The organism is Actinoplanes sp. NPDC021490 (assembly GCF_055562135.1).
Window position 1 is genome coordinate 693,688 of the sequence record NZ_JBVHFW010000003.1, and the last position, 23,507, is coordinate 717,194.

Consider the following 23,507-nt stretch of genomic DNA (forward strand, 5'->3'; position numbering starts at 1 on the left):
GCCTGCTGAAAGAGTTGACTCGGGCTTTCACCGAACCGTTACGTCCGTTGACCCGCAGGCGGGAGGAGGTGTTACAACCAAGGGCTGATCTTGATCAACTATTGGCGGGTTGTGTTCCGCCGGCTTCCTGACCCTCGGCAAGGATCCGATCGGCTACTTCACGCATCGTCATGCGGTGGTCCATCGCCGTGCGCTGAATCCACTTGAACGCCTGCGGCTCGGTCATCTGATACTTGGTCATCAGTTCGCCCTTGGCCCGTTCGACCGACTTGCGCGTCTCGAGACGCTCGGTCAGGCCGGCCACCTCGGACTCGAGAACCGCAATCTCGGAGTACCTCGAGAGGGCGATCTCGACCGCCGGCACGAGGTCGGACTTCTGGAACGGCTTGACCAGATAGGCCATCGCACCGGCCGCGCGGGCCCGCTCGACGAGGTCGCGCTGGCTGAACGCGGTCAGGATGACGACCGGGGCGATCCGCCCGCCGGCGATCCGCTCGGCGGCGGCCAGCCCATCCATGATCGGCATCTTGATGTCGAGAATGACCAGGTCGGGGCGCAACTCCTCGGCCAGGCGCACGGCGGTCTCGCCGTCGCCCGCCTCACCGACCACGTCGTAGCCTTCCTCGACGAGCATCTCGGCCAGGTCCAGACGGATGAGCGCCTCGTCCTCGGCGATCAACACCCGCTTGCGCTCGGCACCAGCCTGCGAGTCGGCCACTGAACCCCTACCCCCAACATTCCCCGGAAGTCGCGACACCCCGGTATGCCGGTGTCGCCGCCCTAAGCCTAGTGGGTACGCTGTCTCCTGCTTGGATCAGCGTGACCTTGTCCCGCCATGTCCAGCATGCCGGGGTGGTGGAATGGCATACACGGGTCACTCAAAATGATTTGCTCGAAAGGGCATGCGGGTTCGACTCCCGTCCCCGGCACCGACTGACAACTGTCCTCACCTTGCTGACGGCGCATTTCCGCAGCATGCCCATGATGTTTCGAGCGGCGAAATCTTGGCGCCTTCAGAAGGCCGCCATCACTTGTTCGTTAGGCACGATGCGCCACGGGCAGAACAATCAAAGGCCAGCGGGCGGTGGCGGTTCGTTTTCTACAGACCGGCCTTGACCGTGTTCCCACACCGAACGGCACTGCCCGGGCCGGTCCCGTTCACCGCATTGCGTGACATTGATCTGCGGAACGCGATCGCCATCACAATGAGTCGCTGACCTCCTCATGACCGTTCGGGCTCGCCACCGACCGCTTTCCTGGCGTGGACGGCTTACCCGGAACGTCCGGCTTTCCCGGCGCGGACGACTTTCCGGGCTTTGAGGGCTTACCCGGCGTGGACGGCTCACGCGACTTCGAGGGCTTGCCGGGAGTGGACGGCTTACCCGGCACGACGGGCTCTCCCGGAGCGGACGTTCCCGGGGTGGGCTCCGCCGGAACGGACGACTCACCCGGCGCGGAGGGAACCGCCGACCCGCCCGGCGTGGGGCTCGGGGCCGGCGAGGCGGACCGGTGCAGCCGGTCGCAATACCGCTGGATACGTTCCTCGCCCCCGGCCGCGTCGGTCAGCTTGCGCCGGTCCTCCCGGCTCAACGGCCGGTCCGGCGCCCCGCGCCACGCCTCGCACCAGGTGAGCGCGGTGACATCCAGCGAGGGGCGGGGGCCGGGCCGGGCCGGGGAGGACGGGCTCGGGGAGCCTGTTCCCGGCGCAGGTACGCCCAGCGCCGAGAACAGGCGGTGCGCGTGCTGCTGGGCCCCCTGGGGGAGGTTGCCGGTCCGGGCGGCGACGGCGGTCCCGGCGAGAACAAGGAGAGCCAAGCCGGTCGTGACGGGCACGAGAGCGGCCCGGATTCCCGCCGTTCGGCGGCGTCGGACGCTACGAGCAGCACGCTTGCGGTGGGCGGCGAAGGCGGCGACCATCTCCTTCTCGCCGGCCAGCTCCTCCGGTGTCCCGGGGGCGCGGGCCGCCTCGAGGAGCGCGGCCAGACCGAGATGACCGTCGCCCGGCGGGTGGGCGGCAGCGATCATGTCAGCCTGGTCGCGGTCGATGCGCGAGCGCCGTCGCATACGCAGTGCACGGAAGAGAGCGTTCAGGGAGCGCATTCTGTTACACCCCCTGCCGGGTGCGGATCTGCGGGTGGGTGGCCAGCTTGCGGAGCCCGCGCATGGTGGCGATGCGCACCGCGCCCGGCCTCTTGCCGAGGATGTCCGCGGTGGTGGCGACGTCGAGACCGGCCACGACGCGGAGCATGACCGCCTCGGCCTGGTCGGACGGGAGGTTCGCGATCATGCCGATGGCCCATGCGGTGGAGGCCCCCTCGGCCGCCTCGGCGGCGGCATCCGGGGCGGCTTCGGACGGGGGTGCGGCGGTTTCCCTCGTACGGGAGGAACGCCTTTTCTCATCGATGCCGCGATGCCGGGCAATGCGGAAGAGCCAGCCCCGGAACGAGCCCACATCCCCGCTGAAGCGGTCCAGATCGCGGATGACGTGCAGCCAGGTCTCGCTGGCGGCGTCCTCGGCGTGCTCGCCGGCCAGCACCCTCAGATAACGCAGGACATTCGGGTGCAAGGCGCGCCAGAGCATGGCGAACCCATGCGCGTCGCCGTCTTGGGCGGCACGCAGGGCAATGGCGAGTTCCTCGTCGGGCACGGCCTCTCCGGGGGTGGGGCGGCCCCCCTTGTACCCCGCTGTGAATCTGCGCGAACCTCGGTTCCGGGCGTCTGCCGGATGTTGTCATGGCAGGGACACCTTCCTGGAGGCCTCATGTTGTGGTCCGGTTCTTCGCCCCTGTCCGTGATGCGGGAGAGCATGTGGGGGTTCCTGCTGTTCGCGGGCGTGGCATGGCTGGCGATCGCATGGAGCGTCCTGCGTCTCGAACCGGCCGACATCGTCGCGGTGACCGGGCCGGTGATCTTCTTCGGGGCGCTGTGCGAGGTCGTACGGGCGCTGGCCGGCACCAGGACGTGGTGGGTCAACGCGGCGATGGCCGCCCTGTTCATCGGGACCGGGATCGTGGTGCTGCTGGACCGGGACTCGACGTACACGACCCCGGCCTCGCTGATCGGGTGGTTCCTGATGGTGCGGGGCACGGTCGACATCGCCGTGGCCACCATGAACCGGGGCACCGACCGTACGTGGGGCCTGATGATCTGTCTCGGGGTGCTGCAGGCCGGGCTGGGCTTCTATGCCGCCGGCCCGCTGGCCCGGACGGCCGACCCGGTGATCGTCACGCTGGGCGCGCTCGGCGTGCTGCGCGCGATCGCCGACCTGGTGACGGCCCTGCGGCTGCGGGAGATCGCGGCGGCCCGGCACGACGTGCTGCGGCTGACCCCGGAACGGGAGGAAGGCATGACCGGCTACGCGGCCGGTCTGACCGACTTCGAGGTCGAGCCGTCGGCGCGGCACCGGGCGGACGCCCTCGAGGAGCAGGTGGGAAGCGCCGAGAAGCGTTAGTCTCCCCTGCCCCGCCGGGCCGGGATCCGCAGTCGGTCAGTCGCCGGGCCGGGATCCCACCGGCGGGGCTTCTCTCTATTTGCGTTCGCCGACGCGGCGCAGCAGGCCCTCCTGGACGGCGCTGGCGATGTGCCGGCCGTCCTCGGTGAACATCCGTCCGCTGGCCAGGCCGCGGCTGCCGCTGGCCGAGGGGCTCGTGCAGTCGTACAGGAACCACTCGTCGGCCCGGAACGGCCGATGGAACCACAGCGCGTGGTCGAGGCTGGCGCCGATCACCCCGCCGGGACCCCACACCTCGCCGTGGACCGAGAGCACCGAGTCGAGCAGCGACAGGTCGGAGGCGTAGGTCAGGGCGCAGGCGTGGATCAGCGGGTCGTCGGGCAGTTTGCCGTCGACCCGCATCCAGACGCGCTGCTGCTCGCTGGCGTTGCGGTCGCCGGGCGGCACCCAGCCGGGATCGTTGACGTAGCGCACGTCGACCGCCCGCGGGGCGGCGTTGAAGGCGCCCCGGCGGCTGGGGTATCGGCGCACCCAGTCGGCCATGGTCTGCACCTCGTCGGGCCCGGGCACCCCGACCGGCGCCGCGGTGTGGTGGTCGAGGCCCTGCTCGAGCACCTGGAACGAGGCCGACATGAAGAAGATCGTTTTGCCGTGCTGCTGAGCCGTGGAGCGCCGCACCGAGAACGAGCGGCCGTCCCGGATCGTCTCGACGGTGAACCGGATCGGCTCGGTCGGGTCGCCCGGGCGCACGAAATAGCCGTGCAGCGAGTGGACGAGCCTTTCCGGGTCGACCGTGCGGCCGGCCGCGACCAGGGCCTGACCGGCGACCTGGCCGCCGAACACGCGCTGGGCGCCGGTCTGCGGGCTCTCGCCCACGAAGGTCGCCGCCTCCAGCTGCTTGAGGTCGAGGACCTCGAGCAGCTGGTCGACGGCGGCCTGCCCGCTCAGCGGTTGAGTCACAGCTTGTTCGGGTCGGTGAGGTCACCGAGCCGGTGCACCCGCAGGGTGTTGGTCGAGCCGGGCGCGTTCGGCGGGGAGCCGGCCACGACGACCACATAGTCGCCGGGACGGGCCAGGCCGAGACCGAGCATCTTGGCGTCGACCTGCCGGAACATGTCGTCGGTGTGCTGCACGAAGTCGGTCAGGAACGTCTCGACGCCCCAGCTCAGCGCCAGCTGGTCGCGCACCTCGGCTACCGGGGTGAAGGCGAACAGCGGAAGCTCGCAGTGCAGGCGGGCCAGGCGGCGCACGGTGTCGCCGGTCTGGGAGAACGCGACCAGCGCCTTGGCGCCGATGTTGCGCGCGATCTGCGACGCCGCGACGGTGAGCGCGCCGCCGTGGGTGCGCGGGTCGTGCTGCAGCCGCGGAACCGGGATCGAGCCGCCCTCGGTGGTGGTGACGATCTTGGCCATCGTGCTGACGGTGAGCACCGGGTACTTACCGACGGAGGTCTCGCCGGAGAGCATCACGGCGTCGGTACCGTCGAGCACCGCGTTGGCGACGTCGGACGCCTCGGCGCGGGTCGGGCGCGAGTTCTCGATCATCGAGTCGAGCATCTGGGTGGCCACGATGACCGGCTTGGCGTTCTCGCGGCAGAGCTGCACCGCGCGCTTCTGCACCAGCGGCACCTGGTCGAGCGGGAGCTCGACGCCGAGGTCGCCGCGGGCCACCATGACGCCGTCGAACGCGAGGACGATCGCCTCGAGGTGCTCGACCGCCTCGGGCTTCTCGACCTTGGCGATGACCGGGACGGTGCGGCCCTCTTCGGCCATGATCTCGTGCACGAGCTTGATGTCGTCGGGCGAGCGCACGAACGACAGCGCGACCAGGTCGACACCCAGGCCGAGGGCGAAGCGCAGGTCGGCCGCGTCCTTGTCGCTGAGCGCGGGCACGCTGACGGCGACGTTGGGCAGCGAGACGCCCTTGTTGTTGCTGACCGGGCCGCCCTCGACGACCAGGCAGCGGATGTCGGTGTGGTTGTCGACCGCGGTGACCTCGACGGCGACCTTGCCGTCGTCGATGAGCAGGCGGTCGCCCGGCTTCACCTCGAGCGGCAGCTTCGTGTAGGTGCAGGACACCCGGTCGATCGTGCCGAGGATGTCTTCGCTGGTGATGGTGACCAGGTCACCCGTGTTCCACACGTGCGGGCCGTCGGCGAACTTGCCGAGACGGATCTTGGGGCCCTGCAGGTCGGCCAGGACCGCGACGGCCCGGTCGGCCTGCTCGCTGGCGGCGCGCACGAGGTCATACACCTTCTGGTGGTCCTCGTGGCTTCCGTGGCTGAAGTTCATGCGGGCCACGTCCATGCCGGCTTCGACGAGACCGAGCATGCGCTCGGGCGAAGCGGTCGCGGGCCCCATGGTGCAGACGATCTTTACACGGCGTGTCACGGCCATCAGGCTAGTCTCTCTTTCTCATCGGCCGGGCGGCCGACCCCCGTACCCGGGGTGAACTGCGTCTGTCGGGCGACGGCGGGCTGCCTGGGTCTCTCCTCTTGAACCCGGCGCGCTGCACCGTGCAAACCTGGCGGGCATCAACGACCGCGCCCTCAGCTTATCGGCATCCTCGATGCGCAACGACGAACGGGCTCACCCGGAGGCGAGCCCGTTCACAGCAGGCGGGTCAGACGCCGATCGGCTGGGCCGAGGCGGCCACCGGAGCGGGCAGTTCGCCCGCGGCGCCCAGGTAGTCGTGGATGGCGGCGGCGGCCGAGCGGCCCTCGGCGATCGCCCAGACGATCAGGGAGGCGCCGCGGTGCATGTCGCCGGCCACGAAGACGCCGGGGACCGACGTCTGCCAGGTGTGGTCGGCGTCGAGGATGCCGCGGCGGTTGCGCTCGATGCCGAACTGGTCGAGCAGCGGCTGCTTCTCGGTGCCCTCGAAGCCGATCGCCAGCAGGACCAGGTCGGCGGGCAGGTCGCGCTCCGAACCCTCGGCCACGATGACCGTACGGACACCGTTGACGCGCTCCACCGTCACGTCGGCCACCCGTACGGCCTGCACGTTTCCGGCGCCGTCGTCGACGAACTCCTGGACGGCCACGCCGAAGATCCGCTCGCCGCCCTCCTCGTGCGCGGGGTAGTTGCGCAGGATGATCGGCCAAGTGGGCCACGGGTGCAGCTCGGCCGCCCGGAGCGACGGGGGCAGCGGGTACTGGTCGAGCTGGATGACGTTGGCCGCACCCTGCCGGTGGGCCACGCCCAGGCAGTCGGCGCCGGTGTCGCCGCCGCCGATGATGACCACGTTCTTGCCGGCGGCGTCGATCGGCGTGGTGTCCTGCAGCCCCGCGACGACCCGGTTGGCCGGCACCAGGTGCTCCATGGCCAGGTGCACGCCGTTGAGCGAACGGCCGGGCGTATCGGTGGCGTCCCGGCCGGCCAGGGCGCCCGCCGCGAGCAGCACGGCGTCGAACCGGTCGCGCAGGTCGTCGGCGGTCACGTCCACCCCGACCTCGACGCCGGTCTCGAAGACGACGCCCTCGGCGGCCATCTGGGCCAGGCGGGCGTCCACCACGTCCTTCTCGATCTTGAAGTCGGGAATGCCGTAGCGGAGCAGGCCGCCGATCCGGTCGTCGCGCTCGTAGACCGTCACGGCGTGCCCGGCCCGGGCCAGCTGCTGGGCCGCGGCCAGGCCGGCCGGGCCGGAGCCGACCACGGCGACCTTCTTGCCCGTCGCCACCGGGGCCGGCTGCGGGCGTACGTACCCCAGGCCGAACGCGTGGTTGGCGATCTCGACCTCGACCTGCTTGATCGTGACCGGGTCGTCGGCGATGCCGAGCACGCAGGCCGCCTCGCAGGGCGCGGGGCAGAGCCGCCCGGTGAACTCCGGGAAGTTGTTGGTGGCGTGCAGCGACTCGGCCGCCGCCTCCCAGGCCCCCGTGCGCACGAGGTCGTTCCAGTCCGGGATGCGGTTGCCCAGCGGGCAGCCCTCGTGGCAGAACGGGATGCCGCAGTCCATGCAGCGGGTGGCCTGGTCGCGGATCAGGTCCTCACCGGCGGGCGGATAGACCTCCCGCCAGTCCTGGATGCGGACCGGCACCGGGCGGCGCTTGGGCAGCTGCCGCTCGTAGCGAAGAAAACCGTTCGGATCAGGCACCCTTGACCCCCATGACCGCCTCGTCGATGTTGCGACCGGCGGCTTCGGCGGTCCTGATCAGTTCCATCACACGCTTGTAGTCGCGCGGCACCACGGCGGTGAACCGCTCGACGGCCGCGGACCAGTCCTTGAGCAGCCGCTCGGCGACCCCCGACCCGGTCTCGGCCGAGTGCTTCTCGACGAGGGTGCGCAGCGTGTCCTGCTCCTCGTCGGTGAGCGGGGCCAGGTCGACCAGCTCGGGGTTGACCCGGCCGGGCACGAGGTCGAGCACGAACGCCTTGCCGCCGCTCATGCCGGCCGCGAAGTTGCGCCCGGTCGGGCCGAGCACCACGACGGTGCCGCCGGTCATGTATTCGCAGCCGTGGTCGCCGACGCCCTCGACGACGGCCTGGCCGCCCGAGTTGCGTACGGCGAACCGCTCGCCGGCGCGGCCCCGCAGGAACAGCTCACCGGTCGTCGCCCCGTACAGGATGGTGTTGCCCGCGATGATGTTGTCCTCGGCGACGAACGGCGCGTCGTCGTCGGGCCGCACCACGACCCGGCCGCCGGACAGGCCCTTGGCCACGTAGTCGTTGGTGTCACCGATCAGCCGCAGGGTCACGCCCTTGGGCAGGAACGCGCCGAACGACTGCCCGCCGGTGCCCCGCAAGGTGAACGCGATGGTGTCGTCGGGCAGGCCGGCGCCGCCGTAGCGACGGGTCACCTCGCCACCCAGCATCGCGCCGACGCTGCGGTTGTCGTTGCGGATCGCCACTTCGGCGTGCACCGGGCTGCCGTCGGTCAGGGCCGGGGCGGCCAGCTCGATCAGCTTGTTGTCGAGCGCCTTGTCGAGCTCGTGGTCCTGGGCGACGATGCCGCGCCGCGCCGCGCCCTCGGGCAGCTCGGGCACGAACAGGATCGGCGACAGGTCGAGACCCTTGGCCTTCCAGTGGTCGACCGCGGGACGCACGTCGAGGACCTCGGCGTGCCCGATGGCCTCGTCGATGCTGCGGAAGCCCAGCTCGGCCAGGTACCCCCGCACCTCCTCGGCCAGGAACAGGAAGAAGTTCTCGACGAACTCGGGCTTGCCGGTGAACCGCTCGCGCAGCACCGGGTTCTGGGTGGCGATGCCGACCGGGCAGGTGTCGAGGTGGCAGACGCGCATCATGATGCAGCCGCTGACGATCAGCGGAGCGGTCGCGAAGCCGAACTCCTCGGCGCCCAGCAGGGCCGCCACCACGACGTCACGGCCGGTCTTGAGCTGGCCGTCGACCTGCACGGTGACGCGGTCGCGCAGCTTGTTGAGCAGCAGCGTCTGCTGGGCCTCGGCCAGCCCGAGCTCCCACGGGGAGCCGGCGTGCTTGAGCGAGTTGAGCGGGGACGCGCCGGTGCCGCCGTCGTGCCCGGAGATCAGGATGACGTCGGCCTTGAGTTTGGCCACCCCGGCGGCGACGGTGCCGACGCCGATCTCGCTGACCAGCTTGACGTGCACCCGGGACATCGGGTTGACGTTCTTGAGGTCGTGGACGAGCTGGGCCAGGTCCTCGATCGAATAGATGTCGTGGTGCGGCGGCGGCGAGATCAGGCCGACACCGGGCGTGGCGTGCCGGGTCTTGGCGATCCACGGCCACACCTTGTTGCCGGGCAGCTGGCCACCCTCGCCGGGCTTCGCGCCCTGCGCCATCTTGATCTGCAGGTCGTCCGCGTTGACCAGGTATTCGCTGGTCACGCCGAAGCGGCCGGACGCGATCTGCTTGACCGCGGAGCGCCGGGCCGGGTCGTAGAGGCGGTCGACGTCCTCGCCGCCCTCGCCGGTGTTCGACTTGCCGCCGAGGCGGTTCATCGCGATGGCGAGGGTCTCGTGCGACTCGGCCGAGATCGACCCGTACGACATGGCCCCGGTCGCGAAGCGCTTCACGATCTCGGACACCGGCTCGACCTCGTCGAGGGGAACCGGGGTCCGCTGCTTGAAACTGAAGAGCCCGCGCAGGGACCCGGCCTCGGCGGCCAGGCCGTCCACCTTCTCGGTGTACTTGCGGAACACGTCGTACTGCTTGGAACGCGTCGCGTGCTGCAGCAGGAACACCGTCTCGGGGTTGAAGAGGTGGACCTCCCCCTCGCGCCGCCACTGGTATTCGCCGCCGACCTCGAGCCGGCGGTGCGTGCGCTCGGCCGGGTTGGCCGGGTACGCCTTCTCGTGCCGGGCCTTGACCTCGGCGTGGATGTCGGTCAGGCCGGAGCCGCCGATCCGCCCGTTGGTGCCGGCGAAATAGCGCTGCAGCAGCCGGTTGTCCAGGCCGACGGCCTCGAACACCTGGGCGCCGCAGTACGACGACACCGTCGAGATGCCCATCTTGGACATGATCTTGAGGACGCCCTTGCCGAGCGCCTTGACGTAGTTGCGGATCGCCGCCTTGGGGTCGAGCCCGGCCAGCGTGCCGTTGAGGATCAGATCGTCGACCGACTCGAAGGCCAGGTACGGGTTCACCGCCGCGGCGCCGTAGCCGATCAGCACGGCGGCGTGGTGCACCTCGCGGCAGTCACCGGACTCGACGACCAGCGCGACCTGCGTACGGGTCTGCTCGCGGACCAGGTGCTGGTGGACCGCGGCGGTCAGCAGCAGCGACGGGATCGGCGCCAGGTCGGCGTTGGAGTCGCGGTCGCTGAGCACCAGGATGCGGACGCCGTCCTCGATCGCCTCGGACACGTGCCGGCAGATCTGGGTCAGGCGGGCCTTGATGCCGGCCGCGCCGTCGCGCAGCGGGTAGAGACCCGAGACGCGTACGGCCTTGAAGCCGGGCAGGTCGCCGTCCTCGTCGATGGAGAGCAGCTTGGCCAGCTCGTCGTTGTCGATCACCGGGTAGGGCAGGACGATCTGGCGGCAGGACGCCGGGCCCGGGTCGAGCAGGTTGGCCTCGGGGCCGATGGTGGTGGCCAGGCTGGTGACCAGTTCCTCGCGGATGGCGTCCAGCGGCGGGTTGGTGACCTGGGCGAACAGCTGGTGGAAGTAGTCGAACAGCAGCCGCGGGCGCTTCGACAGCGGCGAGATCGGCGTGTCCGTGCCCATCGATCCGAGAGGCTCCGCGCCCGTACGGGCCATCGGGGCGACGAGGATCTTGAGCTCTTCCTCGGTGTAGCCGAACACCTGCTGCCGACGCAGGACCGAGTCGTGCGTGTAGACGACGTGCTCGCGGGCCGGCAGGTCGTCGAGCTGGATGAGGCCGGCGTGCAGCCACTCGTCGTACGGCTGGGCGGCGGCCAGCTCGGCCTTGATCTCGTCGTCGTGCACGATCCGACCGGCGGCCGTGTCGACCAGGAACATCTTGCCCGGCTGGAGGCGGCCCTTGGCCACCACCGACGAGGGCTCCAGGTCGAGCACCCCGGCCTCGGAACCGAGGACCACGAGCCCGTCCGACGTATGCCACCAGCGGCCGGGGCGCAGGCCGTTGCGGTCGAGCACGGCCCCGATGACCTCGCCGTCGGTGAACGCGACGCTGGCCGGGCCGTCCCACGGCTCCATCAGGCTGGCGTGGAAGCGGTAGAACGCGCGCCGCTTCGGCTCCATGCCCGGGTCGTTCTCCCACGCCTCGGGGATCATCATCAGCATGGCGTGCGGGAGGCTGCGCCCGGACAGGTGCAGCAGCTCGAGCACCTCGTCGAAGCTGGCCGAGTCGGACGCCTCGGGGGTGTTGATCGGGAACAGCCGCTTGATGTTGCCGGGCAGCACCTTCGACTGCAGCAGCGCCTCGCGGGCGGCCATCCAGTTCTTGTTGCCCCGGATGGTGTTGATCTCGCCGTTGTGCGCGATGAACCGGTACGGGTGGGCGAGCTCCCACGCCGGGAACGTGTTGGTGGCGAAGCGCGAGTGCACGAGCGCGATCGCGCTGGACACCCGCTCGTCGACCAGGTCGGGGAAGAACGCCGGCAGCTGGTCGGGCGTGAGCATGCCCTTGTAGGTGATCGTGCGCGAGGACAGCGACGGCAGGTACACACCGACGCCGCGCTGCGACGACTCGCGCTCGGCCTGCTTGCGGATGGTGAACGCCACGCGGTCGAGCTCGATGCCGCTCAGCTGCTCGCCGGCCGGACCGGCGGGGGTGCCGGTGAGGCGGTGCGCGGCCAGGAACACCTGGATGATCGCGGGACGGGCGTCCTCGGCGGTCTGGCCCAGGCCGTCCGGCCGCACCGGGACGTCGCGCCAGCCGAGGATGTCGCCGCCCTCGACGAGCGCGTACTTCTCGAAGACCTTGATCGCCCGGGCACGCTCGTCGGCGTCGGCCGGCACGAAGGCCAGGCCGGTGACGTAGTGACCGGCGGCGGGCAGCTCGAAGCCGGCCACCTGGCGGTAGAACTCGTCGGGGACCTGGATCATGATGCCGGCGCCGTCGCCGGTGTTGTACTCGGCGCCACGTGCGCCCCGGTGATCAAGGCGGATCAGCGCCGACAGACCCTTGGCAACCACATCATGCGACCGGCGCCCGTGCAGATCGGCCACGAAGGCCACACCGCAGGCGTCGCGCTCCTGAGTGGGGTCGTAAAGCCCCTGGGGGTGCGGAAAAGCCACCGGGCCTCCTGTCGTCACTGGTGTTTCGTTTCAAGGTCGGGACGACGTCGGCCCTGCAAAGTCTCTAGAGTCTACGTTAAGGGGTGCCGATCTCCGCCAGTTCGGATGGATCACACTTGGCGCGGCACCAATCCCCCGTCGCGGCATAAACGGGTAGCCGAACATCCGCTCCGGTTGGGTAGTCTCGCGCGGTGGCGCAACAGGATACCGACGTCTTCGTCAGGCTCGAGCGTTTTTACGACGCCTTACCCCGACCCTACGCACGAGCCGAGGAGTTCGGCGGACTTGTGCTGTTCGTCCGCGAGGGCGAAGGCTGGCCCTACTATGCCCGGCCCCGGCTGGGGGCGGGCATTCCCTCTGCCGCTGATATTACTGCCGCCCGGCAGAGGCAACGAGAGCTGGGCGTCCCCGAGACGTTCGAGTGGGTGCACGAGACCACCCCCGACCTGCTCGCCGTGGCCCGCTCGGCCGGGCTCGACGTGCTGCTGGCGCCGCTGCTCGTGCTCGACCCGGCCGCCCTCGTGCCCGACCTGCCGGTCAATCAGGGCACGATCCGCTTCCTCGACCCCGACGGTGACGCCTTCGCCGACGAGCTGGCCGCCTCGCGCGCCGTGGCGCAACTCGGCTTCGGCGCGCCCGCCGGGCCGTCGTCACCGTTGCAGGGCTCGCTGCTGACCGCGCCCGCCGGGCCGGCCGAACGGGATGCCGCCACCGCCCAGCTCAGCGACGCTCTCGTGGCCAGCCAGCAGGAACGCAGCGCCTCGGGCGACTACTTCACCGCCGTGGTCGACTCCGCCGAGGGCATCCTGGCCACCGGGGCCGCCATGCGTTCCGGCGACGTGGTCGAGGTGGCCGGCGTGGCCACGCTGCCGTCGGCCCGCCGCCGCGGCTACGCCTCCCAGCTCACCGCGGCGCTGGCCCGCCGGTCGCTGGACGAAGGGGCCACCCTGGTCTTCCTGTCGGCGGGCGACGACGACGTGGCTCGCCTCTACACCAAGGTGGGATTCCGCCGGGTCGGCACGGCCTGCATCGGCGAGCCGGCCGCGGCGACCCTCTAAGGCGCTCAGTCGGGCGGGGTCCACTCGGGGGCGGGGGCGCCCAGCATGCGCGGGCGCATGTGGCTCAGGGCGGCGTCGCGGGCGCGCAGGGCCAGGCGTCCGCGCGCCTGCACCACGGCCGACATGCGCCGGGTCTGCCGGACGACGCTGGTCGTGCGGGGCCGCCGCAGCCGCCCGTACTCCTCGAGGGCGGCGGTCAGACCCGGGCCCGGCGCCACCTCGGCCACCAGCGAGCGGAGGGTGGCGGCGTCCTCGAAGGCCAGGCACGCGCCCTGGCCCAGGTGGTGCGGCATGGCGTGGGCCGCGTCACCGAGCAGCACCACGCCGCCCGGGCCGGAGGGGAACCCGTACGCCCGGGGAAGGGGTCTCAACTCGCGGACCTCTTGCGGCACGAGATCGTCGGCGTGGGTGGCGGCCAGCAGCTCGCCCACCGGCGGGTGCCACTCGGCGAACCAGCGCCGCAGCAGGGCCAGCTGGGTGGCGGGCGGCTCGGGCCGGGGCGCGCCGGCCGCCGTGGCGACCCAGTAGACGCCGCCCTTGCCCGCGGCCCGCTCGCCCAGCGGGATCGACACGAAGCGGTAGCCCGCGCCCAGCGTCTCGCCCCCGGCGGCCTGGCCGGCCGGAAGCTTGGGCAGCCGGTAACCGGGGATGACGGCCTGCCACGCCGCGAAGCCGGAGCCGACCGCGGCCGCCTCGGGGGCCAGCGCGCGCCGGACGGCGCTGTCGATGCCGTCGGCCGCGACGACCAGGTCGGCCTCGATCTCGGTGTGACCGTCGCTCACCACGGGCCGGCGCCGCCGGCCCGTGCGGATGGTGGTGACGGCGAAGCCGGTGCGGATCTCCACGAGGTCACCCAGCCCGGCCACCAGCGCGTCGTAGAGGTCTTCGAGGTGCACGGCGGCCGGGGCCGGACCGGCGCCGGTGCCGCGCGGGGCGACCAGCCACTGACCGTCGGGGCGGCGCACCCCGCCGTCGGGCAGCGGGGACGCGATCGCCGACCAGCCGCCCTCGGGGTCGATCGCCTCGAGGGCGCGCCGGCCGTTGGGCCACAGCACGAGCGCCGTGGGCGGGGCCGCGACCCGCTCGCCGCGCTCGAGGAGCACGACCTGCCAGCCGCAGCGGGCGAGGGCGCCGGCGGTGGCCAGCCCGGCCATGCCCGCGCCCACCACCACGGCGGTGCGCACTAGCGTTGGTCTTTGCGGGGCTCTTGCTCGGTGTCGCCACCGGAGGCGCCGTCGGAACCGGCGGCCGCGCCCGTGGCGAGCACCGCCTCTTCCACCCCCGCCGGTCCGGCCGGATCACGCTCGACCGGGTGCCCACCGGCCGCGATTTCCTCGGCCATGTCCTCGGGGGTGTCGGGCGGCAGGATCCCCGTACGGCGATAGGCCTGGAATCTCGCCTCGCTGACCACCTGATAGCTCTTGGGCGTCGTCTCGCTCGGGCCGGCGGCGGCGCTCACGTCGACCTGGGAGACGTCGCTCGCGGCCGAGGGCTCGGGGGCGGTCTCGGGCGCGTCGTCGGGCACCACGTACGCCCGGGGTCCACGCACGACCAGGAAGTAGATCAGCGCGCCCAGGAACACGATGATCGAGGTGAACACGTTGAGCCGGATGCCGAACAGCTGGTTGGCCTCGTCGACCCGCAGCGCCTCGATCCAGACCCGGCCCAGCGTGTACGCCATCACGTAGAGCGCGAACGCGCGGCCCCGGCCGAACTTGAACTTGCGGTCGGCCAGCCACACCAGCAGCGCGACGCCGAGGTTCCACAGCAGCTCGTAGAGGAACGTCGGGTGATAGAGGTCGGGCAGCGTCACCGCCTGCCCGTCGATCACCGTCGCGTGCCCGGGGTTCGACCGGTCCATGTCGTGGACCTCGAGACCCCACGGCAGCGTGGTCTCCTTGCCGTACAGCTCGTTGTTGAACCAGTTGCCGAGCCGGCCGACCGCCTGACCGACCGGCAGGCCGGGGGCCAGCGAGTCGGCCACCACGCCCAGCGGCAGGCCGAGCTGGCGGGCGCCGAGCCAGGCCCCGACCGCCCCGCCGATCACCGCGCCCCAGATGCCGAGGCCGCCCTCCCAGATGTAGAAGGCCCGGATCGGGTCGCCACCGGCGCCGAAGTAGTCCTGCGGCGACGTGATCAGGTGATAGATGCGGGCGCCGACGATGCCGAACGGCACCGCCCACACCGCGATGTCGAGCGAGGCCCAGCGGGCCACACCCCGGCTACGCAGCCGATATTCCATGATCAGGCAGGACGCGACGATGCCCAGGACGATGCAGATCGCATACGCCCGCGCGGGCAGGCCGAGCACGTGCCAGACAGACGTTGTCGGACTCGGGATCGCGGCGAGGTTCACGGATGCACACGCTACCGGGTCACCTGTCCGGGTTTCGCACGCCCTCGGCGTAACGTTGCGGCGTCATTTCGCCGGGTTACGCACGCCCTCCGCCAGCTCCGAACTCAGGGCCCGCAACCGGGACAGGCCGGTGGACCGGTCCGGCGACTCGAGCACGCAACGGATCAGCGCGCTGCCGACGATCACGCCGTCGGCGAACGCGGCGACCTCGGCCGCCTGCGCGCCGTTGCCGACCCCCAGACCCACGCCGACCGGCATGTCGGGGTTGGCGTGACGGACCCGTTCAACCAGCTTGGGCGCCTGCGACGACACCGACGTCCGGGCGCCGGTGACGCCCATCAGCGCGGTGGCGTAGACGAAGCCGCGGCACTGCGCGACCGTCATGGCGATCCGCTCGTCCGTCGAGGACGGCGAGACCAGGAACGTCCGGTCGATGCGGTGCTCGTCGGCGGCGGCGATCCACTCGCCGGCCTCGTCCGGGATCAGGTCGGGCGTGATCATGCCGGTGGCGCCGGCCGCGGCCAGGTCGCGGGCGAACGCGTTGACCCCGTACTTCTCGATCGGGTTCCAGTAGGTCATCAGCACGACCGGGGCGCCGGTGCTCGCGACCGCCTCGATGATCCGCAGCGTGTCGCGGGTGCGGATGCCCCGGCCGAGCGCGATGTCGCTGGCCTTCTGGATGACCGGGCCGTCCATGACCGGGTCGGAATAGGGCAGCTCGACCTCGATCACGTCGCAGCCGGCCTCGTGCATCGCGACCATCGAGGCGATGCTGTCCTCGACGGTCGGGAAGCCGGCCGGCATGCAGCCGATCAGCAGCGCCCGGTCCTCGGCGCGCGCCTTGTGGAAAATCTCCGCGATGCTCACGAGTTCTCTCCCGGTACGAGCGTCTCGACCGGGTCGAGGATCCCGAAGTAGGCGCCCGCGGTGTGCACGTCCTTGTCGCCGCGCCCGGACAGGTTGACCAGGATGGTCGGCGTGCGGCCGAGCTCGGCCCGGAGCAGCGGCGCGATGCGGGCCGCGCCGGCCAGCGCGTGAGCGCTCTCGATGGCCGGGATGATGCCCTCGGTGCGGCACAGCTGCTGGAACGCGGCCATCGCCTCGGCGTCGGTGACCGGCTCGTACTCGGCCCGCCCGGTGTCGTGCAGCCAGGCGTGCTCGGGCCCGACACCCGGGTAGTCGAGACCGGCCGAGATCGAGTGCGACTCGACGGTCTGCCCGTCCTCGTCCTGCAGCACGTAGGTGCGGGCGCCGTGGAGCACGCCGGCCGAGCCGCCGGTGATGGACGCCGCGTGCCGGCCGGTCGCCACGCCGTCGCCGCCGGCCTCGAAGCCGTACAGCTGGACGCTCTCGTCCGGGACGAACGCGTGGAAGATGCCGATCGCGTTGGAGCCGCCGCCGACACAGGCCGCCACCGCGTCGGGCAGCCGCCCGATCTGGTCGAGGCACTGCTGCCGGGCCTCGATGCCGATGCCGCCCACGAAGTCGCGGACGATCTCGGGGAACGGGTGCGGGCCGGCCGCCGTGCCGAGCAGGTAGTGCGTGGTGTCGACGCTGGCCACCCAGTCGCGCAGCGCCTCGTTGAGCGCGTCCTTGAGCGTGCGCGAGCCGTTGGTGACCGGCACGACCGTGGCGCCGAGCATGCGCATGCGGGCCACGTTCAGCGCCTGCCGCTCGGTGTCGGTCTCGCCCATGTAGACGACGCACTCGAGGTCGAGCAGGGCCGCCGCGGTCGCGCTGGCCACGCCGTGCTGGCCGGCGCCGGTCTCGGCGATCACGCGGGGCTTGCCCATCCGCTTGGCCAGCAGGGCCTGGCCCAGCACGTTGCGCACCTTGTGGGCGCCCGTGTGGTTGAGATCCTCGCGCTTGAGCAGGATCTCGGCCCCGACGGCCTCGGACAGCCTCTCCGCCCGGTACAGCAGCGACGGGGTGCCCGCGTAGTTCACGAGCAGGCTGGTGAGCCGCTCCTGAAATTCCGGATCCGTCTTGGCCGACCGATAGGCCGCGTCGAGCTCGTCGAGAGCACGGACGAGGGCCTCCGGAACGAACCGGCCGCCGTACCGACCGAAATGTCCGGACAGGTCGGGCAGAACCGGTGCGCTCATCGGACGGGCCTCGGCGTCGCCGGGTGGTTCCCGGCATTGACCAGCTCGGCCACCGCGTCACGCGGCGACTTCTGAGTCACCAGGCCCTCACCGACCAGCACGGCATCGGCGCCGGCCGACGCGTACCGGATCAGGTCGTGCGGCCCGCGCACCCCCGACTCGGCGATCTTGACGACGTTGTTGGGCAGACCGGGCGCGATGCGCTCGAAGACCGAACGGTCCACTTCGAGGGTGCGCAGGTCACGGGCGTTGACCCCGATGACCTTGGCGTTCGCCTCGAGAGCACGATCCGCCTCCTCCTCGTTGTGCACCTCGACCAGCGCCGTCATGCCGAGCGACTCGATCCGCTCGAGCAGCCCGACGAGCACGTTCTGCTCGAGCGCGGCCACGATGAGCAGCACCAGGTCGGCGCCGTGGGCCCGGGCCTCGTGCACCTGATAGCTCGAGACCACGAAATCCTTGCGCAGCACCGGGATCTGCACCGAGGCACGGACCGCCCGCAGGTCGTCGAGCGACCCGCCGAACCACCGGCCCTCGGTGAGCACGCTGATGCACCGGGCGCCACCCGCCGCGTACTCCCCGGCCAGCTCGGCCGGGTCGGGGATGTCGGCCAGCGCGCCCTTGGACGGCGACGACCGCTTGACCTCAGCGATCACCGCCACGCCGGGCTTGCGTAACGCCGCGTACGCGTCGATGGCCGGCGGCGCCGCCGCGGCCGCCTCTCGAACCTGCTCCAACGGCACCTGCTCCTGCCGGGCCGCCACGTCCTCGCGCACTCCGGCGAGGATCTCCTCCAGCACGTTCTGCGGTCCGCCAGAACCCGCTTCCGCCTGCTGATCGGATGTCACGAAACGACTCCCCTCTCCGGGTGTCCTCCGCCCGATGCTAGGAGGTGGCGGTCGTGCCAGGCCGCCCGGGGTATGGCGCGCCTCACCGGAAGGGTTGCGGCATAATGCCGCCTGCTCGCTCGCGCGTGTCACTTCGGTCACAGCGGCACCGCCGGCTCGGGCCCGCTGTGCAGGGACACCTCATCTGATCGGTGGATACCACGACGCGTTGACCCGACCGTCACGCACCGGAAATAGGGTCCGGCCATGATGGGTCCAAGGCAAACTGGTCCGGGCGCGCCCAGCCTGGCGGGGCGCCCAGCCGAGCGATCGATGTGGAGGTTTCCCGTGGCCGCCATCCGGACCGAGCCGGAGTTTCCCACCGGCTTCGCCAACGCTTCCCGCGCCCTGGTCTCCGCCGCCGCCGACCTCGTGATCGAGGTCCAGCGCCGGGTTCTCGGCGACGCCAACCTGCGCACCGCCCGTGACAACGCCTGGGCCGCGACCCTCGAGGACCGCGCCCGCAACGAGGCCCGGGCGGAACTCACCCGCGAGGTGGCCGCCCTGGTGGCCCGTCGCCCGGCCCGCACTCTCGCCAAGACCCGATAGACCCTTTTGCCCGTACGCGACGTGGCCGTGCTTCAACCGCACGGCCCGCCGTCCCGGGCCCTTGGCCTGCACAGGGCCGAACCGGCCTCCAGCCCCTTTACACGGTGGGGTCGTCTACACCGTGGGGTCGTCTCCCCGGTCCAGCGAGTCCCAGGCCGCGCGGTTGTCGACCGGCCTGTCCGGCTGCGCCGGGGTCACGACAGTGTCGGGTTTGCGCTCGTACCGGGCCGACATCCGCGCCCAGCGATGCCCCGATCGGGCCGCCGTCAGTCCGCCCAGCGCAACGATCACTCCTCCGAGGACGCAGGCGACCGGCCAGACCGTGCCACCCGCCCCCGCCGCGCCGGTGTCCAGACCGGCCCGGCCGGCGATCGCGCTGACCGCCACGCCCAGGCCGGCCAGCGTGAGAAGCCCGCCCAGAGCCCGCCGGAGCCAGCCGTGCGTGGCCAGCAGCGCCCCCGTGCCGGCCAGCCCGACCAGGGCCAGCCCCATCACCCACGGCGCTACGTCGGCCCCGGTCCGCACCGTCCGCAAGTCCGACATTTCCGGCCGAGCTACGACTTCGACCGACCACGTGCGCGTCGCGCCATAGGCAGCAAGCCCCGCCCCGGCCAGACAGGCCAGCAGCGCCAGCAGATAGGCCCGCCGGTTCCCCCGCTCAGCCGTCCCGGTTGCCGCGCCGCTGTCAGCCGGTCCGGCGGCCGCGCCTATGTCGGCTGGTCCGGTGGCCGCGCCGCTGTCGGCCGGTTCGGTCATCGGGCTGCGCGCAAAGTCTCGGCCGAGGCGATCGCGGCCAGCACCGCCGCCGCCTTGTTGCGGGTCTCCTGCTCCTCCGACGCGGGGTCGGAGTCGGCCACGATGCCGGCGCCCGCCCCCACGTAGGCGACGCCGTCCTTGAGCAGCGCCGTGCGGATCGCGATCGCCATGTCCATGTCGCCGGCGAACCCGAAATAGCCGACCGTGCCGCCGTAGAGCCCGCGCCGCGTCGGCTCCAGCGACTCGATGATCTCCATGGCCCGCACCTTGGGCGCCCCCGACAGCGTGCCCGCCGGGAAGGTCGCGGCCAGCGCGTCGAAGGCCGTCCGGTCGTCGCGCAACTCGCCGATCACCGTCGACACGATGTGCATGACGTGGCTGTACCGCTCGATGCGCGCGAACTCCGGCACCTCGACCGACCCGGCCCGGCACACCCGGCCCAGGTCGTTGCGGCCCAGGTCAACCAGCATCACGTGCTCGGACCGCTCCTTGGGGTCGGCCAGCAGCTCGGCCGCGAGAGCGTTGTCCTGCTCGGGCGTCGCGCCCCTCCACCGCGTACCGGCGATGGGGTGCAGAAGAGCACGGCGGGTGCCCTCCTCGTCGGCGCTCACCTTCAGATGCGCCTCGGGCGACGAGCCGACGATGTCGAAATCGTCGAAGCGCAGGAGATACATGTACGGGCTCGGGTTCGTCGCCCGCAGCACGCGGTAGACGTCGAGCGGGTCGGCGTCGGTGGGCCGCTCGAACCGCTGCGCCACCACGATCTGGAAGCACTCCCCGGCCCGGATCGCCTCCTTGGCCTCCTCGACCGCCTTCTGATACTCCCCCGGCGCGGTGCGGCTGACCGGTTCCCCGGCCGGCCGGCGCTCCACCGTGGAGATCATCGGCGGGGTGGGCCGGGACAGCGCCGTCGTCATCGCGTCGAGCCGGCCGACCGCGTTGTGATAGGCCGCGAGCCGCGCGCGGTCGTCCGCGTCCTCGGCCAGCACCGCGTTGGCGACCAGAATGGCCGAGCCGTCGTAGTGGTCGAGCACCACGAGGTCGGTCGCCAGCATCATGCCCAGCTCGGGCAGCGCCAGGTCGTCGCTCGCCGACGACGGCAGGCGCTCGAAACGGCGTACGAGGTCATAGCTCAGATAGCCCACCATGCCGCCGGTCAGCGGGGGCAGATCTCCCGGAGCCGGCCCGTCGGCGAGCGCGGCAACCGTCTCGCGCAAGGCCACCACCGGGTCACCGGTCAGCGGCACACCCGCCGGCGGAGTGCCCAGCCACAGGGCTTCACCGTCCCGCTCGACCAGCGTGGCCGCGCTGCGGACTCCGACGAACGAATATCGCGACCAGGCCGCACCGGACGGTCCCGCACCCTGCTCGGCCGACTCGAGCAGGAAGGTGCCCGGACCGCCCGCCAGTTTGGTGTAGACCCCCACTGGAGTCTCCCCATCGGCGAGCAGACGCCGGGTGACCGGCACGACCCGCCGACGCTGCCGCAGGAAACCGGCCTCGTCAGGAAACACCGCGCCGCTGGTCACTGCTCCCCCACCCCGGCGCCGGTCACCGGCAGCTCGTCGAAGAAACAGGTGCGCTCCCCGGTGTGACAGGCCGCACCGACCTGCTCGACGGTCACTAGGAGCGCGTCACCGTCACAGTCGAGCGCGACGCCGCGTACGTATTGGAAGTGGCCGGAGGTGGCGCCCTTCACCCAATATTCCTGGCGGCTGCGCGACCAGTAGGTCGCCCGCCCGGTGGTCAGCGTGCGATGCAGCGCCTCGTCATCCATCCAGGCGAGCATCAGCACGTCGCCGCTGCCGTGCTCCCGCACGATCGCGGCCACCAGGCCGTCGGGGGTGCGCTTGAGCCGGTCGGCAATCGCAGGGTCAAGGTCGGTCTTCACTACCACGCGACGATTCTCCCCCATCCACCACTGATCACTGCCGCCCGCATGCCGCCCGCCCGAAACTGCTGCGCCTCCACTCACCCCACCCCACCCAACCGGGGGCGGGCCCCGACCTTAGACCTTGATCGCCTTTAGGCCCGGAGTTATCCACAGGCGGCCGGCCATCACTTTCCGGAGTTTCCACAGGGCGGGGCGGCTGGCTGGTTTCCGACAGTCCGGTCTTACGACAGTCCGACGCCGGAGCGGTGCTCGGCCCGGTGGCCGTACGGGCGGGAGATGGCCCCGGACCCGCTCCCACCGGGGCGGGACGGTCGCGAGCCCCCCAAGGGTGATCTTGGAGCTATCGATGGGCGGCTGCGCGGGTCCGCTTTCGGGATCGGGAGCTGGGCGGTTACGGGCCGGGGCGACGGGCCCACGATCCGGGCACGGGGGATGCCTCTTGCAGCGCGGGACGGTACCGTCGTGCTGCGTTGCACCCAGTCAGGGGTGTTCACAGCCGCCTCCCCGAGGGTTATCGCAGCTCAAGTCCGCGGGTGGCGGAGCCGCAGCGACGGGAGTCTCAAACCGATGGAGCCGACGTCCAACCCCGACAACGCTCGGCCGTCGCGCGGGCTGGCCCGATTCTGGCCGGTTCACCGCGACGCCGAGGATGAAGGGGTCGCGCCCGATTCGCCGGGGATGTCGGGCACTCTTACGGGTGAAACCGAGATGGTGGCGCTGGGCTCCCGACGAAATGCCGGCGGCTTGGGCGCCGACGACCCGGACACGGACCAGCCGGTCAGTGGCGCGCCGGACAACGGTCAGGTCTCCGGTCCGCCGCATCCCCGTCAGGCCAGTGGACATTTGGGTCAGACCAGTGGGCCGCCGCACCTCGGCCAGACCAGCGGGCCGCCGCATCTGGGTCAGACCAGTGCGCCGCCGCATCTGGGTCAGACCAGTGCGCCGCCGCATCCTGGGCAGATCAGCGGGCCGCCGCATCTCGGCATTCCGATCGGGCAGTCGGCGGCGAACCGGCAAGCGGCGATGCCGTTGGCTCAGCCCGGAACCGGACGTGCGGGCGTGCCCGTGCCGCCGTTCGCCTCGGGCGCTCCAGGGAACGGCACGCCGAGCGGCTCCCCGTTCGAAGGGCCGAGGCCGACCGGCGTTCCTGGCCCGGCGGGTCAGCACAGCACTTCTCCCGGTCCGGCCGGACCGAGCGGCAGCCAGTACGGCTTCGGCACCCGGAACGGCACCGGGCCGAACGGCGTCAGCTTCGGCAACGAGACCGGTGCCGGCGGCGTTAGTGGTCCCCGGGGTACGGGCGGCTCGCACAGCTTGGCCGGCGACCAGGGGCCGAGAGGCGCGCACGGCTCCCCTGATCCGCTTGAGCCGGGGAACTCGCCGCTGAACTCCGACGGTCCATCGAGTGGCAGCGGCCGGCGCGGCGGTGGCGATCCGCTGATGGGCAATGGGCCTCTCGGCGCGACTGGGAACGATCAGTTCGGCGGCAGCTTGCACAACCCGCTCGGCACGGGCCGGAGCGGTTCGCCGGGCAGCCCAAGCGGCTCGTTCGGCGGCGGGAGTGGGTCGGCAGGCAGCGCCGACGGCCCCTTCGGCGCGGGTGGGAGCGGTTCGGCCGGCAGCAGCCCCAGCGGCTCATTCGGCCCAGGCGGGAGCGGGCCGGCCGGCAGGAACCCAGGCAGCTCGTTCGGCGGCGGAAGTGGGCCGGCCAGCAGTGCCGACGGCCCATTCAGCGTCGGCGGGAACGGTCCGGCCGGCAGCAGCCCCAGCGGCTCGATCGGCGGCGGAAGTGGGTCGGCGGGCAGCCCCAGCG

Annotated in this window: 18 protein-coding genes and 1 tRNA gene; 4 read left to right on the forward strand and 15 right to left on the reverse strand. The window is 71.6% G+C overall.

Annotated elements, in window-relative coordinates:
- Positions 1-94 precede the first annotated feature (94 nt).
- Positions 95-718: an ANTAR domain-containing response regulator gene (locus tag ACZ3I4_RS11575; protein ID WP_133872228.1), complete on the reverse strand. Its 624-nt coding sequence runs from the start codon at positions 716-718 to the stop codon at positions 95-97.
- Positions 719-846: 128 nt separating this feature from the next.
- Here ACZ3I4_RS11575 and ACZ3I4_RS11580 point away from each other — a divergent pair.
- Positions 847-929 (forward strand) — tRNA-Leu (locus ACZ3I4_RS11580).
- Between the two features lie 271 nt (positions 930-1,200).
- Here the strand turns inward: ACZ3I4_RS11580 and ACZ3I4_RS11585 are convergent.
- Both ACZ3I4_RS11585 and ACZ3I4_RS11590 read right to left on the reverse strand, forming a co-directional pair.
- Positions 1,201-2,064, reverse strand: a complete 864-nt coding sequence (locus ACZ3I4_RS11585; RefSeq protein ID WP_465381808.1) for a hypothetical protein — start codon at positions 2,062-2,064, stop codon at positions 1,201-1,203.
- Between the two features lie 40 nt (positions 2,065-2,104).
- Positions 2,105-2,647, reverse strand: a complete 543-nt coding sequence (locus ACZ3I4_RS11590; protein WP_465381809.1) for an RNA polymerase sigma factor — start codon at positions 2,645-2,647, stop codon at positions 2,105-2,107.
- A gap of 147 nt (positions 2,648-2,794) precedes the next feature.
- On the opposite strand from ACZ3I4_RS11590, the gene ACZ3I4_RS11595 reads away from it, so the two are divergent.
- A complete protein-coding gene (locus ACZ3I4_RS11595) occupies positions 2,795-3,451 on the forward strand; it encodes a hypothetical protein (RefSeq protein ID WP_465381810.1) in 657 nt (218 codons plus the stop codon).
- 75 nt (positions 3,452-3,526) lie between these two features.
- Here ACZ3I4_RS11595 and ACZ3I4_RS11600 read toward each other — a convergent pair whose 3' ends face one another.
- The 4 genes from ACZ3I4_RS11600 to gltB all read right to left on the reverse strand — a co-directional run bounded on the left by ACZ3I4_RS11600 (position 3,527) and on the right by gltB (position 12,089).
- Positions 3,527-4,411 (reverse strand): acyl-CoA thioesterase, encoded by an 885-nt coding sequence (locus tag ACZ3I4_RS11600; RefSeq protein ID WP_465381811.1) that lies wholly within the window; start codon positions 4,409-4,411, stop codon positions 3,527-3,529.
- Positions 4,408-5,847, reverse strand: coding sequence for a pyruvate kinase (gene pyk, locus ACZ3I4_RS11605; RefSeq protein ID WP_465381812.1), 1,440 nt, complete (start codon positions 5,845-5,847; stop codon positions 4,408-4,410). The genes ACZ3I4_RS11600 and pyk overlap by 4 nt, the downstream gene beginning before the upstream one ends.
- 226 nt (positions 5,848-6,073) lie before the next feature.
- Complete coding sequence (locus ACZ3I4_RS11610; protein WP_465381813.1) at positions 6,074-7,546, reverse strand: glutamate synthase subunit beta; 1,473 nt, start codon at positions 7,544-7,546, stop codon at positions 6,074-6,076.
- Positions 7,539-12,089 (reverse strand): glutamate synthase large subunit, encoded by a 4,551-nt coding sequence (gene gltB / locus ACZ3I4_RS11615; protein WP_465381814.1) that lies wholly within the window; start codon positions 12,087-12,089, stop codon positions 7,539-7,541. The genes ACZ3I4_RS11610 and gltB overlap by 8 nt, the downstream gene beginning before the upstream one ends.
- 191 nt (positions 12,090-12,280) lie before the next feature.
- On the opposite strand from gltB, the gene ACZ3I4_RS11620 reads away from it, so the two are divergent.
- The gene (locus tag ACZ3I4_RS11620; RefSeq protein ID WP_465381815.1) at positions 12,281-13,147 is read left to right on the forward strand and encodes a GNAT family N-acetyltransferase; all 867 of its coding nucleotides are present in this window, start codon (positions 12,281-12,283) and stop codon (positions 13,145-13,147) included.
- Positions 13,148-13,152: 5 nt separating this feature from the next.
- Here the strand turns inward: ACZ3I4_RS11620 and ACZ3I4_RS11625 are convergent, their stop codons facing one another.
- From ACZ3I4_RS11625 to trpC, 5 genes are all read right to left on the reverse strand, one after another.
- On the reverse strand, positions 13,153-14,331 hold the full coding sequence (locus tag ACZ3I4_RS11625; RefSeq protein WP_465381816.1) for an FAD-dependent oxidoreductase: 1,179 nt from the start codon (positions 14,329-14,331) through the stop codon (positions 13,153-13,155).
- Complete coding sequence (lgt, locus tag ACZ3I4_RS11630) at positions 14,331-15,503, reverse strand: prolipoprotein diacylglyceryl transferase (RefSeq protein WP_465381817.1); 1,173 nt, start codon at positions 15,501-15,503, stop codon at positions 14,331-14,333. The genes ACZ3I4_RS11625 and lgt overlap by 1 nt, the downstream gene beginning before the upstream one ends.
- A 63-nt stretch (positions 15,504-15,566) precedes the next feature.
- The gene (trpA, locus tag ACZ3I4_RS11635) at positions 15,567-16,370 is read right to left on the reverse strand and encodes a tryptophan synthase subunit alpha (protein ID WP_465381818.1); all 804 of its coding nucleotides are present in this window, start codon (positions 16,368-16,370) and stop codon (positions 15,567-15,569) included.
- Positions 16,367-17,608, reverse strand: coding sequence for a tryptophan synthase subunit beta (gene trpB / locus ACZ3I4_RS11640; RefSeq protein WP_465381819.1), 1,242 nt, complete (start codon positions 17,606-17,608; stop codon positions 16,367-16,369). The genes trpA and trpB overlap by 4 nt, the downstream gene beginning before the upstream one ends.
- Complete coding sequence (trpC, locus tag ACZ3I4_RS11645; protein ID WP_465381855.1) at positions 17,605-18,408, reverse strand: indole-3-glycerol phosphate synthase TrpC; 804 nt, start codon at positions 18,406-18,408, stop codon at positions 17,605-17,607. Before trpC ends, trpB begins: the two co-directional genes overlap by 4 nt.
- A 375-nt stretch (positions 18,409-18,783) precedes the next feature.
- Between trpC and ACZ3I4_RS11650 the strand changes: the two genes are divergently transcribed.
- A complete protein-coding gene (locus ACZ3I4_RS11650; RefSeq protein ID WP_465381820.1) occupies positions 18,784-19,044 on the forward strand; it encodes a hypothetical protein in 261 nt (86 codons plus the stop codon).
- Between the two features lie 114 nt (positions 19,045-19,158).
- Here the strand turns inward: ACZ3I4_RS11650 and ACZ3I4_RS11655 are convergent, their stop codons facing one another.
- The 3 genes from ACZ3I4_RS11655 to hisI are packed head-to-tail and all read right to left on the reverse strand — an operon-like array spanning position 19,159 to position 21,715.
- Positions 19,159-19,800, reverse strand: a complete 642-nt coding sequence (locus ACZ3I4_RS11655) for a Trp biosynthesis-associated membrane protein (protein WP_465381821.1) — start codon at positions 19,798-19,800, stop codon at positions 19,159-19,161.
- Entirely contained in the window at positions 19,797-21,329 is a 1,533-nt protein-coding gene (locus tag ACZ3I4_RS11660; RefSeq protein ID WP_465381822.1) for an anthranilate synthase component I, read from the reverse strand. Before ACZ3I4_RS11660 ends, ACZ3I4_RS11655 begins: the two co-directional genes overlap by 4 nt.
- A complete protein-coding gene (gene hisI / locus ACZ3I4_RS11665) occupies positions 21,326-21,715 on the reverse strand; it encodes a phosphoribosyl-AMP cyclohydrolase (RefSeq protein ID WP_465381823.1) in 390 nt (129 codons plus the stop codon). Before hisI ends, ACZ3I4_RS11660 begins: the two co-directional genes overlap by 4 nt.
- Positions 21,716-23,507: the final 1,792 nt, after the last annotated feature.